The sequence below is a fragment of the Agromyces sp. Y575 genome, assembly GCF_059445445.1.
On record NZ_JCAIUI010000003.1, the window covers coordinates 301691 to 318673 of the forward strand.

Consider the following 16983-nt stretch of genomic DNA (forward strand, 5'->3'; position numbering starts at 1 on the left):
ATGGCACGCAAAGCAATCGCAGCGGTGCTGCTCGCAGCCGCTGCTGTGTTCGTTGTTCCGACAGCCGCAATCGCGGCGGGATACACCGGCCAAGGCAGTTCGGTCACCGTGACGGTCGGTGAGACCGGCACACTGAACTTCTCGGGCCTGCCGCCCAACACGCCGTCGACCGCAACGGCCGACGATGCGGTGACGCTCGCAGTATTGAAGACCGCCACTGCGTCCAAGCCGACGAGTTCGACGGGAACCGTCGCATACTCGGCGTCGTCGAACACTCCCGGCACTTACACGGTCACGGTGACCGCCGGCCAGTCGGTCGCGACCGGAACGTTGACCGTCGTTCCGGCCGACACTGCCGCTGATTCAGACACCGGCTTGCCGGGCACCGGCTACGAATTCCCGATGCTGCTCGCGTGGATCGGCATCGGCGCACTGATCCTCGGCGGTGCTCTCGTCGTGGTGCTCCGCACCGTTCGACGAAATCGCACGACTGAATAGGCCGGTCACGAGGTCGGGCCGCATCGACGTCGTCGTGCGGCCCGGTTCTTGGTGCCAAGGGCTGGTGCATTCGCCGGATCGCGCGTGAAGATGGACTGAGAGCCCGCGGAGGTGCGCCATGAACGAGATCGCGGTCGGTGTCAGCACCGGAGGTTCCGCCACGCTGCGAGCCGTGCGATGGGCGGCGGAGCGAGCATCAGCGCTCGGCGCGCCGCTCCGGCTGGTGCATGTCATCGACGCCGCCTCGATCTCATCCGTGCGCGTCGATGGTGAGGCAGGGGTTGCAGACGACGGCGAGATGCGTCGCGCTTCAGATGACCGAGCACGCGAATGCCTCGACGAGGCGGCAGCGGTCGCTGCCGCCGTCGACGGTTCCCTCGCGGTGGCGACGACGTTCGAACGCGGATCGCCTGTCGAAGTCTTCGAGCGCATCTCGGGCGATGCCGCGATGCTGGTCGTCGGCAGCGACTGGCACGGCGGGCAGCGAGCCAGTCGTCGTCGCGTGCACAGTCTGCGCATCGCTGCGGCGAGCCACGCTCCTGTCGCGGTCATTCCCGATCGTGACCTGATCGGCCGCCGAGGTGTCGTTGTCGGGGTCGACGGGTCCCACACCTCCGACCATGCACTCGCCTTCGCGGCCGGCGAAGCCACGCGCCTCGAAGAGCCGCTCGTCGCGGTGCACTCATGGGACGTCGTGGCGATGGTCGGCGGCGAGTACGGCTATGGTGCCCCGCTCATCGCGACCGACGATCTCGCACGAGCCGAATTCGAGATCCTCGAGGCGGCACTCGCACCGGTGATCGCCGAACACCCTCGACTCGAGATCCAGCGATCGGTCGTCGCCGGCGATCCGGTGCACGACCTCACCGAAGCGGCGGCCGACGCGACCATGCTCGTGGTCGGCAGCCACGGTCGCGGCCCGTTGGCCAGGTTCCTGCTCGGATCCGTCAGCCAAGGCGTGCTCGCCAACCTCGAGGCGCCGACGGTCGTCATCAGGTGAGTCGCCCTGCCGCCCGCCTCGTCGTTCCAGCACCCGTCGAGCAGGCCGGGCGCCGCATCGACGCGGTCGATGCGGCCAGGGGGCTCGCCCTCATCGGCATGTTCGTCGCGCATGTCGCGCCGATCGCGGCATCCGCTGATCTCAGTTCGCTCATCGAAATCGCCGACGAACGCCCTCGGCTGCTCTTCGCGCTGACAGCGGGAATGGGTCTGGCGTTCATCTCGGGCGGGACCCGACCGGTCACGACCGGCCGGGCGCGGCTCCGCCGCCAGATCGCGATCAGGGCGGTGATACTCATCGCCCTCGGGCTGCTCATCGCCATCACATTGCATCCGCTCGTCTTCATCATCCTCGACGTGTACGGCGTCGCGTTCCTGTTGATGCTGCCGCTCCTCTTCCTGCCGCCGCGCGTGGCGTTGGTCGTGGGCATCGCCCTGCTCGCGGTCATGCCGGCACTCGCCGAGGTCGCGAGTGCCTCCGACCCGGTTCTCGAGCTGCAATCCGGACCGCTCGCGATCGTCGTCGACTGGGTCGTGAGCGGCGCCTACCCCGTCGTGGTCTGGATCCCCGTGATGCTGATCGGGCTCGCGCTCGCCCGCCTCGATCTCACCTCAGCGCGCGTCGTGACGATCGCCGCACTCGCGGGCACCGCGACGGCGGCCGTGCTCCTGCCGATCGTCGCACTGATGCCGGGTGGTGACGTCGGGGCTTCCGCACCACTCGGCGACGGCGCAGCGGGCGAGTCAGACCCGTGGATCTCGGCATGGCGCACTTCACTCGAGGCCGTCGGCAACGTCGGCGTCGCCGTGCTCGTCGTCGCCGGCATGCTGCTGCTCACCTCGTTCGCGCGTGCGCCCGTACGGCGCGTCGCCGCTGCCGTGCTCTCGCCGATCACGGCGATGGGTTCGATGCCGCTCAGCGTATACACGCTGCACCTCGTGGTGATCGCGGCATCCGTGCGCGTCGAGAACGGCTTCTACACCGACGACTCCACCGAGCTGCTCATCGGCCTGATCGTCGGCTCGATGCTGTTCGCCTGGCTTTGGCGACGTTATCTCGGCCGGGGCCCACTCGAGCGCCTGCTCAGGTTGGCGAGCGGTCGGAGCCGAGCGGATGCCGCGCGCGCGCCCACCACAGGATGAGCACGAGACCGAGTGCAGTGCCGGCCGTGTTCGCGATCACATCGGAGACGGTGGGAAAGCGTGATGGGATCGCTATCTGGATGAGCTCGATTCCGACGCTCGCGAGACAACCAACGGCGAGCACGACCCACCACGAGAGGGCGGGGAAGGCGATCGCAACCAGAACGCCGAACGGCACGAACAGCGCGACGTTCGCGAGGAACTCGAGCACGACGGCGCTCGCCTCCCGTGGCGCACCGAACGAGGCGAGAATATCGGCGGCCCAACCCACGATGCCGGTGATGCGGCCGGCGTCGCGGGATGGGAGGAAGACGATGAGCCCGAGCGCGATGAGGTAGGGCGCGAGGATCCACCGCGACAGCCGAACGGCACGCGGGCCGTGCCGCGCGTCGATTGGCGGCTCGTCTCGGTCGTTCTGCGGCGAGGGGACATCCTGCATCCGTTCAGGTTAGTGAACCGAAAGCGGTGGTCGTGTTGACCCCTCAACTGGGCGCAGACGGGGCGGGTGGTCCGCGCGTAGACTCCGAGCGTTACCCGACCATTACCCGATTTCTACCCGAACCCATAGAGGCAATCGTGCTCCGCAAAATTGCAGCCGTTGTCGTGGTGGCGGCATTCCTCACTGTCCCCACCGCGGCTTTCGCAGAACAGTACCCGCCCACCACTCCGCCTGCGAACCCCACGCTCGCGGGGTCCGCCGTCACCGGCATTTGCGATGGCGACGTTCCCTACATCGGTTACACCGTCGACCTGGTCGACCCCAACAACCTCTCCACAGGCAACACCGCGACGCTCGTCTTGAGTGCCGGTTCGAACTCGTACTCGATCCCGCTCGGCACCATCGTCAACGGCACGCTCTCAGGGCGTGTCCTCTGGCCTGGAGCCTCCGTCAACAGCGATGGCACGCCCGGCGGTTGGCCAGGCTGGGCCTTCGTCGACGGTTCATGGGTGGAGACCTCCGGCAACTTCGCCTGGACGCGAAGCATCACGAGTGCCACGATCACGGTGAACCCGTCGATCTCGGTGCCGTTGTCGTACCCGCCGTCCACTCCGAGTTGCGCGACTGGCCCGTCGGGCGGAGGCTCCGGCTCCGCACCCGTGGTCGAGAACACCGCGATGCTGAGCGAGACCGGTGTCTCCGACGCCACGTTCACGATCGCCTTCGGCGCTCTCGGGCTCATGGTCATCGGTGGCGTCGTGTTGCTGACTCGTCGGCTCGTGAAGCGGTAGCTCGTGGCAGCGGCCGCTTCAACGGCCGGGCAGGGCCGACGCATCGCGATCTGGATCGCAGCGGTGACGCTGGGCTTGCTCGTCGGCGTTCTCGTCTGGATCGGCGTCCGGGGCTGGCTCGCGAGCAACGAGCTCGCAGCCGCGGTGCCGCTCGCAACGCAGATCCAGCAGGACGTCGGTGGCGGAGACACGGAGGCCGCTTCGAGTCATGCGGCGGCGCTCGCCGCACACGCGTCGACGGCGACCGAGCTCACGAGCGATCCGATCTGGCGCGCGGCCGAGTCGGTGCCGTGGGCGGGCATCAACCTGTCGGTGGTGCGTGAACTGTCGAGCGAGCTCGATCGCGTCTCTTCGCACGTCATCGTGCCGCTCGCCGAGATCGCGGGATCCATCGACACCACGCAGCTGCGTTCCGCCGACGGCCGCATCGACCTGGCTCCACTGGTCGAGGCCCGGCCCGTCGTCGGCGACGCGGTCGAAGCGCTCGACGAGGCATCCGCACGCGTGAATGCAATCGATGCCGACGCACTCATCGGGCCGGTCGCTGAAGCGACGGACGAGTTCGCCGGCGCGCTCGAGTCGGCTTCCGATGCCATGGCCACACTCGATCGGGCGGTTCGCATCCTGCCCGAGATGCTCGGCGCCGAGGGGCCACGCAACTACCTCATCCTGTTTCAGAACAGTGCCGAGCTGCGCACTGGCGGAGGCATCATCGGAGCCCTCGCACTCGTGCACACCGCAGACGGCGTGATCTCGCTCGCCTCGCAGGCGGCGTCGGGAGATCTGCAGCACCTGAGCGAGCCGGTGCTCCCGCTTCCAGAAGCCGATGTCGCGCTGTTCGGCAATCAACTCGGCACCTACATCCAGAATGTGACGGCGACCCCCGACTTCGCACTCAGTGGCCGGCTCGCGGCGGCGATGTGGGCGAGGGACCACGGCACCGTCGTCGACGGAGTCATCGCCGTCGACCCCGTGGGGCTCAGCTATGTGCTCGGCGCCACCGGCCCTGTCACGCTCGCCGGTGGCAGCCTGCTGAGCGAAGGCGACGCCGTGCGGTCACTCCTCGTCGACACCTACGAACGTCTCGACGATGAGGACGCGCAAGACGAGTACTTCGCTTCAGCCGCAGCGGCGGTCTTCCAGGCCGTCTCTTCGGGTAGTGCCGACCCGGTCGCCCTCATCTCGGCGGTCACCCGCGTCGCCGAGGAGCACCGGATCGCGATCTGGAGTGCTCACGACGCCGAACAGGCTGTGCTCGCCGACACGACGCTCGCAGGCATGCAGGCCACGCAACTCTCGCTCGGAGATCAGGCCTACGCGGTGTACCTGAACGACCGGTCCGGCGGCAAGATGGGCGCGTACCTCGACGTCGCGACGAACGTCGAGGTCTCCGACACCCGGAGCGACGGGCGCTCGGAGATCGAGGTGACGGTGCGGATGACCAGCACCGCGCCGGCCGACGCCGCCGTTTCACTGCCCCGCCGAACGACCAACGGTGGCGCGTTCGGCGTACCCCCGGGCGTCATCGCGACGAACGTCGCCGTGTACTCGCCGCCGGGCGCGTTCGATGCCGGCGTCGTCCTCGATGGCGTCGCGGTGGGCTACCAGTCGGTCACGGCCGACGGGCGCATCGCCAACAACGTCGGAGTCGACCTCGCGCCCGGACAGGTCGCCACGGTCGTCTACCGGTTCGTCTCGGCCGAGCCCCGCCAACGGATGCCGCTGGTCTTCACGACGCCGCTGATGACGGGCTGATCGCACCACCGGTTCAGCGTCTCGTGCATCGCGTGCGGCAGAATGGAACGCGTTCGCTCGAAACGAAGGACTGGCATGCGCATCTCGGTCATCGGCTGCGGCTACCTGGGCGCGGTACACGCCTCCGCCATGGCCGAACTCGGCCACGACGTGGTCGGCATCGACGTCGACCAGCGGAAGATCGAAGCGCTCGCGGCGGGGCGCCCGCCGTTCTACGAGCCGGGCCTGCCGGAGATCCTCACCTCGGCGATCGCGAGCGGGCGGCTTCGGTTCAGCACCGACATCGCGGATGCCGCGGAGGCTGAGGTGCATTTCCTCGCCGTCGGCACTCCGCAAGCAGCTGACACCGGCGCCGCAGACGTCTCGTTCGTCGATGCGGCGTTCCGCGGTCTCCTGCCGCACCTCGCCGAGGGTTCGCTCGTCGTCGGCAAGAGCACGGTGCCGGTCGGCACCGCGACCCGGCTCGCCACGTGGCTCGCTGCCGACGCCCCCCACGCGAGCCTCGCCTGGAACCCCGAGTTCCTGCGCGAAGGCTTCGCGGTGAAAGACACGCTCTCGCCCGACCGTCTGGTCTACGGCGTCGGCGAGGGCGATGACCACGCGGCATCCGTGCTCGATCATGTCTACCGTGCCGCGATCGAAGCCGGCACGCCCCGCATCGTCACCGACTATGCGACCGCCGAGCTCGTGAAGGTCGCCGCCAACGCGTTCCTCGCCACGAAGATCAGCTTCATCAATGCGATGTCGGAGATCGCCGATGCGACGGGAGCGGATGTCACGGCACTCGCCGACGCGATCGGCCACGATGCCCGTATCGGCCGGCGCTTCCTGAACGCCGGCGTCGGATTCGGCGGGGGCTGCCTGCCGAAGGACATTCGCGGATTCACCGCTCGCGCAGCCGAGCTCGGACTCGGCGACACCCTCGCGTTCCTCACAGAGGTCGATGCGATCAACATGCGGCAACGCCGGCGCGTCGTCGACCTCGCTTCGGCCGACCTCGGAGGTTCGGTCGTCGGCAGACGCATCTCGGTGCTCGGGGTCACGTTCAAGCCCGATTCCGATGACGTCCGCGACTCGCCTGCGCTCGACATCGCAGCGCATTTGCGCGAGCGCGGTGCCATCGTGGTGGTGACCGATCCTGAAGGCATCGCGAACGCACGCATCAAGCTGCCGGAGCTCACATACGCCGCGACGACACGCGAAGCGCTGTTCGGTGCTGAACTGGTCATCCTCGCCACTGAATGGAGCGAGTACCGCACGCTGGATCCGGAGAAGACCGGGCAGATGGTGGGGGAGCGCCGTATCATCGACGGGCGCAACGTGCTCGATCCAGCCGCATGGCGGGCGGCCGGGTGGCACTATCGCGGACTCGGGCGGCCCTGAAAAGGCGGGCTCGCCCGTGCATGCGAAAACCCCCTCCCGGAGGAGGGGGTTTCACCCGGTCGGGGTGACAGGATTTGAACCTGCGACCTCGTCGTCCCGAACGACGCGCGCTACCAAGCTGCGCCACACCCCGGGGTGGCCCTTACGGGCCTCAACAAGAATAGCCGATAATCGGCGCTCGCCCGACCAAGTTCTGACCGGTCACGGTGTCGAATGGGCCGAAGGTTCGCACCCGGTCCAACTCCGTGTCACTCCGTCGGTACGAGGGTGAGCAGCGTCGCCTCGGGTGGGCATGCGAACCGCACCGGTGCGTAGATCGAGGTGCCGAGACCGGCCGACACGTTGAGGAACGCCGCACGGAAGCCGTGTCGCCAGACGCTGAGTCCCTTGACCTGGTCGCGGGGGATGTCGCAGTTCGTGACGAGTGCTCCGAACCCCGGCACGCACACCTGGCCGCCGTGTGTGTGCCCGGCGAGCATGAGCTGTGCGCCATGGTTCACGAACGAGTTCAGCACCCGCTGGTACGGCGCGTGAGTCACGCCGACCGTGACGGTGGGACGAAGTCCGTCGGCGCCGCCCTGAGCTTGTCGAACGGATGCCTCGTCTGGCCAGGTCTCGTCGCCGAGCGGGTCGTCGGCTCGCAACTCGTCGATCGCCGCCGTGATGAGGTCGAGCCGGTCGTATCCCTTGTGCGGGTCGTCGACGCCGAAGAACTCGAAGTGCGTGCCGCGCAGGTCGAGGGCGGCGGCGGTGTTGTCGAGGTCGTTCCATCCGAGTTCGGCGAAGTACGCGTGCAGTTCGGCGATATCGAGCCGCTCGGCTTTGGTGCTGAACCGCGACGGGCCGGTGAAGTACGCGAACGGATTTTTCAGCTGCGGTCCGAAGTAGTCGTTCGAACCGTTGACGAAGACACCCGGGATGCCGCGGAACGGCTCGAATGCCCGGCGGATTCCCTCGATGCCGCGTTCATGGCCGAGGTTGTCGCCGGTGTCGACGATGAGGTCGGGCTCGAGGTCGGCGAGGTGTCGCACCCACTCCTGCTTGTCGCGCTGCCAGGGCGCCATGTGCAGGTCGGAGAGGTGCAGTACGCGGATGGGCGCGGCGCCCGGCGGCAGCACCGGGACATCCACTCGCCTGAGGGTCCAGCGGGTGCGCTCGACGAGGGTGCCCCACGCGAGCGCGGCGGCTCCCGTCGCGGCGGCGGCGATCGCGATCGCCGCGACGGGGGAGGTTCGAGCCTTCGTCACGGGTGGGTCGCCGACTATCCGTCGCCGGGAGGGTTGTCGTCCCCGCCGCCCGCTGTGAGCTTTCCGATACCGATCGTGATCTGGTCGCCTGGCTTCGCTGAACCGCCTCCCGCCGGGTTCTGCGAGATCACCACGCCGACCTTCGTGGGGTCGGTGGTGTCCTCGTTCTGTCGCTTCACCTTGAGCCCGGCCTGTTTGAGGGCCGCCTCGGCCTGATCGCCGGTCATTCCGACGACATTCGGTACGCCGGTCATCGAACCGTTGCTCGTGAACACCCGAATGGTCGTGCCCTTTCCGGCCTGACCCGAGGGGTCGGTGCCGGTCACGGTGCCGGCGGGCAGGTTCGAGTCCTGCTGACCGCCGTCTTCGAAGACGAAGCCACCCGCCTCGAGTGCTTGCTTCGCGGCGTCGAGGGAGAGGCCCGCAACCTGCGGGATGTCGACGAGCACCTGCTTGAACGCGCTCTCGTCGGGCTGGGCGAACTCGCCGCCGCCGTATTTCTCGTCGGCGAAGGTCATGATCTTCTTCCACATGCGGTGTCGTGCCGTAGCAACGGGGCCGCTGTCCCAATTGTCGAGTTGACGCTGATTGGCCTCGCCGGTGACGTTGCCGACCCAGATCGCCGTGGCAACGCGAGTCGACGCGCCGTTCATCCAGGTGTCTTTGTTGCCGTCGGTGGTGCCCGTCTTGCCGATGTGCGGCACACCGCTCCAGGTGTTCGCGGCGCTCGCGGTGCCGCTGAAGGTCTGCGCCATGGCGTAGCCCATCGCAGCGGCGACGTTCGGTGCGACCGACTGTGTGCACTCTGTGGCGGGTGGTGCAACTTCTTCGCCGCTGCTCTCCACGATGCGTGCGATCGCGATGGGTGAGCAGGTGAGGCCGTTGTTCGCGATGCCGGCGAAGGCACTCACCATGCTGAGCGGCGCGACCTCCTCGGTGCCGAGGATCGCACCCGGTCCGAAGACGGCGCTGTCGTCGATGGCGCGCGACCCGTCGGCGTTGTAGATCGCCTCACCGGTCTCGCTGTCGTAGTCGAACCTCTGACCGAGGTCGAGGCCGTCGGCGCGCCTCACACCGAACGCCTGCGCCGTGTCTTTGATCTTGCAGAGGTCGAGCTGCTGCGCCATGGCGATGAACGCGGTGTTCACTGAGTACTTCGTCGCGTCGACCGCGTTGTTGGCACCGGTGCCGTCATCGTTCTTGGGGTCGTAGTTGCCTTTCCATCCGCCGTAGCATGCGGCAGGGAACGACGTGAAGTTTCGTCGCTTGCCGTTGAACGACTCACGCAGTGAGTGCCCCTCATTCAGCCACTCGGCGAGCGTGAACACCTTGAAGGTCGACCCGGGCTGGAAGCCGAGCGAGCCGCCGTGCGCGTAGTCGGTGCTGTAGTTGAGCCCCGTGTACGAGGGGTCGACGTCGGTCACCGAGGCGTCTTGCGAGTAGTTCTTGTTCTGCGCCATCGCGAGGATCTTGCCGGTGCCGACCTCGACGCTCACCGCGACCGAGCCGACGTCGAAACGCGCGTCGGTGTACGGAACGTTCTCGTTGATCGCGGCCTCGGCCTGGCCCTGCATCTCGGGGTCGAGCGTCGTGAAGATCTGCAGCCCGCCCTTCTCGAGCATCTGCACGCCCTCGTTGACGTCGGGGGTCTCGGGCTTGTCGAACTTGTCCTTGACGACCCACGTGACGTAGTCGCAGAAGTACGCGGACCCGCCTGCTGTCTGGCACCCGGTGCTCGATTCGCGCAGCGAAGGCGTGACGACCTCCGCGACCGCGGCGTCGTGCTCCTCCTGCGTGATCTTCTTGAGCTTCAACATCTCGCCGAGGATGTAGTCGCGCCGCTCTTTGTTGTCGGCGTAGGGCACCGGTTCGCCCTTGTCGTTGACTGTGGCAGCGCCGTTCGCCTCGCTCTCGGGGTAGTCGAGGCGGAACTTCTCGGGGTGGTTCACGATCGCGATGAGGCTCGCGGCCTGCGCGAGTGTGAGGTTGGCGGCCGTGGTGCCGCCGAAGTAGTACTGCGCAGCGGCCTCGATGCCGTAGACGCGACCGCCGAAGTGGGCGATGTTCAGGTACCCCTTGAGGATTTCGTCCTTCGGGTACTCCTTCTCGATCGTGATCGCGTAGCGCATCTCTTTGAGCTTGCGGTCGATCGTCGTCTCGGTCGCGTCCTCGTAAGCCGCTTCCTCTTCTTCGGGAGTGGTCGCCTCGGCGATGCCCTTCTGGATGAGCACGTTCTTCACGTACTGCTGCGTGATCGACGAACCACCCTGCGTGTCGCCGTTCAGCACCGTGTTCAGCGCCCCGCGAACGGTGCCTTTCACGTCGATGCCGCCGTGATCGTAGAACCGGGGGTCTTCACCGGCGACCGCGGCGTCTTTCACGTACTGGGAGATGGCCTCCCACGCGACCTCTTCACGGTTCTGCGTGTAGAACGACGCGAGCTCGTTGTTGGTGCCGTCGGGATTGGTCGTGTAGATCGTCGACTTCTCTGCGAGCTTGTCGATCTTGAGGTACCCGGGCAGGTTCTCGAACATCGAGATGCTGTTGTTCGCGGCCATGCCGGTGACGGCGAGGGCCGGAGTCACGGCCACGGTGACGAGCACGCCGGCGAGAACGCTCATGCCGACGAAGCCGAGGATTCCGGCACCGACGTCGCTCATCGTACGTTTTTGGGCAGACATATAGTGGAGCTTAACGGAGAATGCTGGCAAATCCCGCTATGCAGGCACTGTGCCGTTTCGCGGCGCAGGCGCGCCGATGCCAGCGAATCCCGTACTTCGTTCGACATTTCCGAGAATGCGCGTCATCCACGCGACAGAGAGACAGGAACCCATGACGACCTGGGAGTACATCACCACTCCGCTGTTGATCCACAACACCGCGGCGATCCTGAACAACTGGGGGTCGGAGGGCTGGGAGCTCGTGCAGATCGTGCAGGGTCCCGAGGGCGGGCTCGTCGCCTACCTGAAGCGCCCGGTCGGCGGAGAGTCGTCTTCCGCGGCATCCGCCGGCGCTGCCGCTTCTGCGCAGGCCGCCAAGCAGTTCGAGGGCGAAGCCTGATGGCCGCCGTCGAGGCTCGCCTGGCCGAGCTCGGCATCGAACTGCCCGAGGTCGCCCCACCCGTCGCCGCGTACGTGCCCGCCGTCATCACGGGCTCTCACGTGTACACCTCGGGCCAGCTGCCCTTCACAGCCGGCGCCCTGCCCGCCACCGGCAAGGTCGGCGACGGCCACGGGCTGGTGCCCGCCGACGACGCGAAGGAGTACGCCCGCACGGCGGCGCTCAACGCGCTCGCGGCCGTGCGCGCCGAGCTCGGCTCACTCGACCGGGTCACCCGCATCGTGAAGCTCGTCGGCTTCGTGGCATCCGACCCCTCGTTCTCCGGCCAGCCGGGTGTCATCAACGGCGCGTCGGAGGTGCTCGGCGAGATCTTCGGCGACGCCGGCCGTCACGCCCGCTCGGCGGTCGGTGTCGCGGTGCTGCCGCTCGACTCGCCGGTCGAGCTCGAGCTCGTGGTCGAGTTCGCGTAGCCCGCGCTGCGCTGCCGCTTCTGAACATTGTGATGTAGGACGTAGGCCGCTTTGTAGGTCACCTCCGATGAAGTGTGTCCTACGAAGCGGCCTACGTCCTACATTCATGTGCGGGGCTTCAGCAGGCGACCACGTGAACCGCTCCATGTGCACGCCTCAACAGGTGACGAACGACGCGACGCATCCACAGTCTTCACGCGCGGGCGAGCAGGTTCGCATTCGCGAGCGGATGATTCGTGGATGAGTCCACCCGCACCCGCACCCGCTCCCGCACCTGCACCCGCGCTGCGCCGGGCACATGATCTCCGGCCGGTCTTCCGTGCGCTCGGCCCGCTGCAGATCGCTCACCGTGCACAACTGCGAGCGCACGGCGTATCGGCGCACCTGCTGCGTGCGGCGCTCACCGGAGGCGAGCTGCGGCAGATTCGACGTGATTGGTTCGTCGGCGAACGATGCGACGCTCGGTTGATTCGTGCGACCCATGCCGGAGCGACTCTCGGGTGCGTGTCAGCGGCAGCCGTGCACGGCATGTGGGATGTCAGGCCCGATGAGCTCCACCTCAGCGTCGCGCGGAACACTCCGCGTCTCGACGTCAGCACGCCGCCGAATCTCGAGTGCGACCTGCCCGTGCGCACGCACTGGACACGGCATCTTGAACCAGACGTCGCGCCGCGTGTTCGCCCACCGATCCAGTCTGCGGCGAGTCTGCTGGTGACGATCGCGCACTGCCAACCGTTCGAGCAAGCGGTGATCGTGGTCGACTCCGCGCTGCGGCGCGGACACATCGGGCTCGGCGAGCTCGGTGAACTCGCGACGGTCGATGCCGCACTCGCGAGGGTGCTCGCCCACTCCGGCTCGACGTCGGACTCCGACTCGGAGACGGTTGCGCGGACCCGTCTCGCTCGGCGCGGCATTGTGATGGTTCCACAGGTCGTCATCGACGGTCACCCGGTCGATGGGCTCATCGGCACCGCACTCGTGCTCCAGCTCGACGGGTATGGGCCGCACACGACTCGCCGTCAGCACAATCGCGACCTTCGTCAAGACGATCGGCTGCGCAAGAAGGGCTACATCGTGTTGCGCTACAGCCGCGACCTCGTGCTGCGCGAGTGGTCGATGATCGAGACGACGATCCTCGGCCTCGTGCGTGCGGGCAAGCACCTGACGGGAACGCGCCTGCAGGCATCCTGACTGCGGTTTCGCTGCAGCCTGCCTGCCACTGCCTTGCAGCTTGCTTGCCGCTGCCTTGCAGCTTGCTTGCCGCTGCCTTGCAGCTTGCTTGCCGCTGCCTTGCAGCTTGTCTGCGACGGCCTTGCAACCTGCCTGCCCCTGCCTTGCAGCTTGTCTGCCCTGCTGCTGCTGCTCGCCGCTGCCGCCACCGAAGCGGTACGCCGAGGTATGTAGGTCGAACGCCTGTTTGTAGGACGCTCCCGCGCGAGTCCGTCCTACATTCAGGCGTTCGACCTACAAACACGTCGGGCGCGGCGAGGGGGCGGCGAGGGAGAGGCGAGAAAAGGCGAGGCGAGAGCGAAGGCGAACGACGGGCGCAGGGAGAGCGAGAGGGCGCGCGAGATCGAGAACGACGGATGCCGCGGCGGGAATGCTCCCGGCCGCGGCATCCGTCACCTGTGCTGACGTCCCTCAGCGCACCTGCTCGCTGATGACCTGCATGATCGAGGTGTCGGCGAGGGTCGTCGTGTCGCCGATCTCGCGGCCCTCTGCGAGGTCGCGCAGCAGTCGCCGCATGATCTTGCCCGAGCGCGTCTTCGGCAGTTCGTTGACGATGAACACCTGACGGGGGCGGGCGATCGCGCCGATCTGCAGGGCGACGTGCTTGCGAAGTTCGTCGCTCGCCGCAACGATGTCGGTCACCTGGTCGGCCTGACTCGTCTTCAGGATGACGAAGGCGACGACTGCCTGGCCCGTGGCCTCGTCGGAGGCGCCGACGACGGCTGCCTCTGCCGTCCAGGGGTGAGCGACGAGCGACGACTCGATCTCGGCGGTCGAGAGACGATGTCCTGACACGTTCATGACGTCGTCGACCCTGCCGAGCAGCCAGATGTCGCGGTCTTCGTCGCGGCGGGCGCCGTCGCCGGCGAAGTACTTGTCGCCGAATTTCTCCCAATACGTCTCTTTGAAGCGTTCGGGGTCGCCCCAGATGCCGCGCAGCATCGACGGCCACGGCTCGGTGACGGTGAGCAGGCCGCCGCCCTCGCCCTCGATCGGCGTGCCATCGTCGTTGACGATGTCGATCGAGATGCCGGGGATCGCCACTTGCGCCGAGCCGGGCTTCAGATCGGTGATGCCCGGCAGTGCCGAGATCATGATCGCGCCGGTCTCGGTCTGCCACCACGTGTCGACCACGGGGATCGAGCCACCGCCGATGACGTGGCGGTACCAGATCCAGGCCTCGGGGTTGATCGGTTCGCCGACCGAGCCGAGGAGGCGGAGGGAGCGCACGTTGAAATCGCGCACGACGTCGCGGCCCTGCTTCATGAAGGAGCGGATGGCGGTGGGTGCCGTGTAGAGGATCGAGACCTTGTACTTCTCGATGATCTCCCACCAGCGACCGGGGTGGGGAGTATCAGGGGTGCCCTCGTAGAGCACCTGGGTTGCGCCGTTCGCGAGCGGGCCGTAGACGACGTAGGAGTGGCCGGTGATCCAGCCGACGTCGGCGGTGCACCAGAACACGTCGCGCTCGGGGTGCAGGTCGAACACGTTCTTGTGCGTGAACGCGGTCTGCGTGAGGTAGCCGCCCGAGGTGTGGAGGATGCCCTTCGGGTTGCCGGTGGTGCCCGAGGTGTAGAGGATGAACAGCGGGTGCTCCGCATTGAAGGGCTGGGCCACGTGCTCGGCGTCGACCGCCGCGAGCTGCTCGCTCCACCACACGTCGCGGCCCTCGGTCCACGCGACGTCGCCGCCCGTGCGATTGACGACGAGCACCGAGCGCACCGTGGTCTCGGCCGCCTCGATGGCCTCGTCGACCGTCGGCTTCAGCGGGAACGCCTTGCCCTTGCGGTAGCCGCCGTCGGCCGTGATGACGACCTCGGCCTGGGCGTCGTCGATGCGGGACTGGAGGCTCTTCGACGAGAATCCACCGAAGACCACGGAGTGCACGGCGCCGATGCGCGCACAGGCGAGCATCGCGACGACGGCTTCGGGAATCATCGGCAGGTAGATCGCAACGCGGTCGCCATCTTTCACGCCGAGCTCGAGCAACGCGTTCGCTGCGCGCTTGACCTCTGCGGTCAGCTCGGCGTAGGTGATGGCGCGGCTGTCGCCGGGCTCACCCTCGAAGTAGAGGGCGACGCGGTCACCGAGCCCAGCTTCCACGTGGCGGTCGAGACAGTTGTAGGCGACGTTCAACTCGCCGTCGTGGAACCACTTGGCGAATGGCGGGTTCGACCAGTCGAGGGTCTGCGTGAAGGGCGTGCTCCAGGTGAGGAGATCGCGAGCCTGTTCGGCCCAGAAGCCGAGCCGGTCGGCCGCTGCCTCCTCGTAGAGACGCTCGTCGGCGACGGCTTGGGCGGCGAACTCGGGGCTCGGGCGGAATCGCCTGATCTCCTCGAGCGCGTGATCGATCTGAATGGTCATGTTTCTTCAGTCGCTCCTTCGCGAGTGCTTCTTCGGATGGGTCGCCTGCCCCACGCAGCACACTACCGGCCGCCCGGAGCGGGTGAAGAATCGCACTGTCGCGTAGCGTCGCAGTGGACTTCCACGGGCCGATCTGCGCGCCTTCCTGTGGTCAAGCGCAGAGAATTCTGTGTGTCGGCACAAATGAGGACAGAAAATGCTTGCGCATCCTTCCGCAGGCCGTATGCTGATTACCGCCCGGACACTCGTTTCGTGGCCTGCAGCGCTCGTGATTCCCCCCAATCCTTGCGCTGCCGAGGCGGCACCTGTTCCCCCCAATGGGTGCCGCCCCCTTCTCGTTAAGGGGCATCGCGAAATCGGCGGTGCATGCAGGTCGAGTCCTCCTCCACAACGGCGTGGGGGAGGCTCTTTCCATACCTGCGGCGCATCGGATGCCGCTGAGCCACTGCAGCTTCGTACGCTCGCGACATGAGTACTCCCTTCGTAGCGACGCCGTCATGGCAGAGCGAGCCGCGCGTGTCGTTCGCCGCGGAAGAGGCGTTCGCGCCACACGACAGCGACGCGCCGCCGCGCGCGCTCGGAGTCGGTTCGTCATCGTCGAGTTCGGGGCGTGCATCGCGGTCGGTCGGAGGTTCCCCCCACGGGCCTGCCTCCGGCGGGCCCTCCCGCAGCGCCGCCGACCTCTCGATGCTCGGCCCGCTCGAGACCTTCGCCTCAGACGGGCCGGTCACCGATCTCTTCGTCAATGGCGAGCGCGGCCTCTGGATCGACCGTGGCGCGGGCGCCGAGCGCGAGCCCGAGTGGGTCGCAGGCGAAGCCGAGGTGCGTGCGCTCGCAGTGCGGCTCATCGCCCGCGGCGGTCGGCACATCGACGAGGCGACGCCGGCCGTCGATGTGCGGCTGGGGCGCGGCATCCGAGTTCATGCTGTGCTCCCGCCGGTGTCGGCGACCGGCACGGCGATCTCGGTGCGTGTTCCGCGAGCCGGGGGCTTCTCGCTCGCCGCGCTCGCACGAGCCGGCATGGTCGACGCCTCGCACGAGCCGGTGCTGCGAGCTGCCGTCGCCGCCCGCAAGAACCTGCTGGTGACGGGGGCCGGTGGCACGGGCAAGACCACCCTGCTGGCGGCACTTCTCGCCGAGGCTCCCGAACGAGAGCGGCTCGTCATCATCGAAGACGTCGCCGAGCTGCAGGTCGAGCACCCGCACGTCGTCTCGCTCGAGGCACGGCAGGCGAACCTCGAGGGAGCCGGCAGCGTCGGCCTCGACGCGCTGCTCCGCGAGGCGCTACGCATGCGCCCCGACCGGCTCGTCGTCGGCGAGTGCCGTGGCGCTGAGCTGCGAGAGCTCCTCGCCGCGCTGAACACCGGCCATGACGGCGGTGCCGGTACGCTGCACGCGAACTCGCTCGCCGATGTTCCCGCCCGGCTCGAGGCGCTCGGGTCGATCGCGGGCCTCTCGCCCGACGCGCTCGCCCGGCAGACGGTGAGCGCGTTCGACCTGGTGCTGCATCTCGAACGCATCGACGGCAAGCGGCGTCTCGCGCAGATGGGGCGGTTCGAGTTGCGCGGCGACCGACTCGTCGTCGAGGCGATGTGAGCGAGCGG

14 protein-coding genes and 1 tRNA gene are annotated in these 16983 nt (G+C 67.6%); 10 read left to right on the plus strand and 5 right to left on the minus strand.

The annotated features are described in order from the left end of the window. The 3 genes from AC1C2U_RS13540 (at position 1) to AC1C2U_RS13550 (ending at position 2640) form a co-directional block, all read left to right on the plus strand. On the plus strand, positions 1-498 hold the full coding sequence (locus tag AC1C2U_RS13540) for a hypothetical protein (RefSeq protein WP_495362286.1): 498 nt from the start codon (positions 1-3) through the stop codon (positions 496-498). 118 nt (positions 499-616) lie between these two features. After that, on the plus strand, positions 617-1498 hold the full coding sequence (locus AC1C2U_RS13545; protein ID WP_495362287.1) for a universal stress protein: 882 nt from the start codon (positions 617-619) through the stop codon (positions 1496-1498). Further along, positions 1495-2640, plus strand: a complete 1146-nt coding sequence (locus AC1C2U_RS13550) for a heparan-alpha-glucosaminide N-acetyltransferase domain-containing protein (protein ID WP_495362288.1) — start codon at positions 1495-1497, stop codon at positions 2638-2640. Before AC1C2U_RS13545 ends, AC1C2U_RS13550 begins: the two co-directional genes overlap by 4 nt. Here the strand turns inward: AC1C2U_RS13550 and AC1C2U_RS13555 are convergent. Further along, positions 2582-3079 carry a VanZ family protein gene (locus tag AC1C2U_RS13555; RefSeq protein ID WP_495362289.1) on the minus strand — a complete coding sequence of 166 codons (498 nt, stop codon included), beginning with the start codon at positions 3077-3079 and terminating at the stop codon, positions 2582-2584. The two genes, AC1C2U_RS13550 and AC1C2U_RS13555, sit on opposite strands and share 59 nt — an antisense overlap. A 137-nt stretch (positions 3080-3216) precedes the next feature. On the opposite strand from AC1C2U_RS13555, the gene AC1C2U_RS13560 reads away from it, so the two are divergent. The 3 genes from AC1C2U_RS13560 to AC1C2U_RS13570 all read left to right on the plus strand — a co-directional run bounded on the left by AC1C2U_RS13560 (position 3217) and on the right by AC1C2U_RS13570 (position 7008). Beyond that, a complete protein-coding gene (locus tag AC1C2U_RS13560; RefSeq protein WP_495362290.1) occupies positions 3217-3870 on the plus strand; it encodes an LPXTG cell wall anchor domain-containing protein in 654 nt (217 codons plus the stop codon). 3 nt (positions 3871-3873) lie between these two features. Beyond that, positions 3874-5625: a DUF4012 domain-containing protein gene (locus tag AC1C2U_RS13565; protein ID WP_495362291.1), complete on the plus strand. Its 1752-nt coding sequence runs from the start codon at positions 3874-3876 to the stop codon at positions 5623-5625. 75 nt (positions 5626-5700) lie between these two features. Further along, positions 5701-7008 carry a UDP-glucose dehydrogenase family protein gene (locus tag AC1C2U_RS13570; RefSeq protein ID WP_495362292.1) on the plus strand — a complete coding sequence of 436 codons (1308 nt, stop codon included), beginning with the start codon at positions 5701-5703 and terminating at the stop codon, positions 7006-7008. Between the two features lie 59 nt (positions 7009-7067). Here AC1C2U_RS13570 and AC1C2U_RS13575 read toward each other — a convergent pair. From AC1C2U_RS13575 to AC1C2U_RS13585, 3 genes are all read right to left on the minus strand, one after another. After that, a tRNA-Pro gene (locus AC1C2U_RS13575) sits at positions 7068-7141 on the minus strand. A gap of 115 nt (positions 7142-7256) precedes the next feature. Continuing rightward, a complete protein-coding gene (locus AC1C2U_RS13580; protein ID WP_495362293.1) occupies positions 7257-8255 on the minus strand; it encodes a metallophosphoesterase in 999 nt (332 codons plus the stop codon). Positions 8256-8269: 14 nt separating this feature from the next. Next, on the minus strand, positions 8270-10915 hold the full coding sequence (locus AC1C2U_RS13585; protein ID WP_495362294.1) for a transglycosylase domain-containing protein: 2646 nt from the start codon (positions 10913-10915) through the stop codon (positions 8270-8272). Between the two features lie 172 nt (positions 10916-11087). Here AC1C2U_RS13585 and sp36 point away from each other — a divergent pair, with 172 nt between their 5' ends. The 3 genes from sp36 to AC1C2U_RS13600 all read left to right on the plus strand — a co-directional run bounded on the left by sp36 (position 11088) and on the right by AC1C2U_RS13600 (position 12976). Continuing rightward, positions 11088-11315 (plus strand): Sp36 family protein, encoded by a 228-nt coding sequence (gene sp36 / locus AC1C2U_RS13590; RefSeq protein WP_495362295.1) that lies wholly within the window; start codon positions 11088-11090, stop codon positions 11313-11315. Next, entirely contained in the window at positions 11315-11785 is a 471-nt protein-coding gene (locus AC1C2U_RS13595) for a RidA family protein (RefSeq protein ID WP_495362296.1), read from the plus strand. Before sp36 ends, AC1C2U_RS13595 begins: the two co-directional genes overlap by 1 nt. Positions 11786-12289: 504 nt before the next feature. Further along, complete coding sequence (locus AC1C2U_RS13600; protein ID WP_495362297.1) at positions 12290-12976, plus strand: DUF559 domain-containing protein; 687 nt, start codon at positions 12290-12292, stop codon at positions 12974-12976. Positions 12977-13426: 450 nt separating this feature from the next. Here the strand turns inward: AC1C2U_RS13600 and acs are convergent, their stop codons facing one another. Beyond that, positions 13427-15379 (minus strand): acetate--CoA ligase, encoded by a 1953-nt coding sequence (gene acs / locus AC1C2U_RS13605; RefSeq protein WP_495362298.1) that lies wholly within the window; start codon positions 15377-15379, stop codon positions 13427-13429. A 468-nt stretch (positions 15380-15847) separates the two neighbouring features. Here acs and AC1C2U_RS13610 point away from each other — a divergent pair, with 468 nt between their 5' ends. Continuing rightward, a complete protein-coding gene (locus tag AC1C2U_RS13610) occupies positions 15848-16975 on the plus strand; it encodes a TadA family conjugal transfer-associated ATPase (RefSeq protein ID WP_495362299.1) in 1128 nt (375 codons plus the stop codon). Positions 16976-16983: the final 8 nt, after the last annotated feature.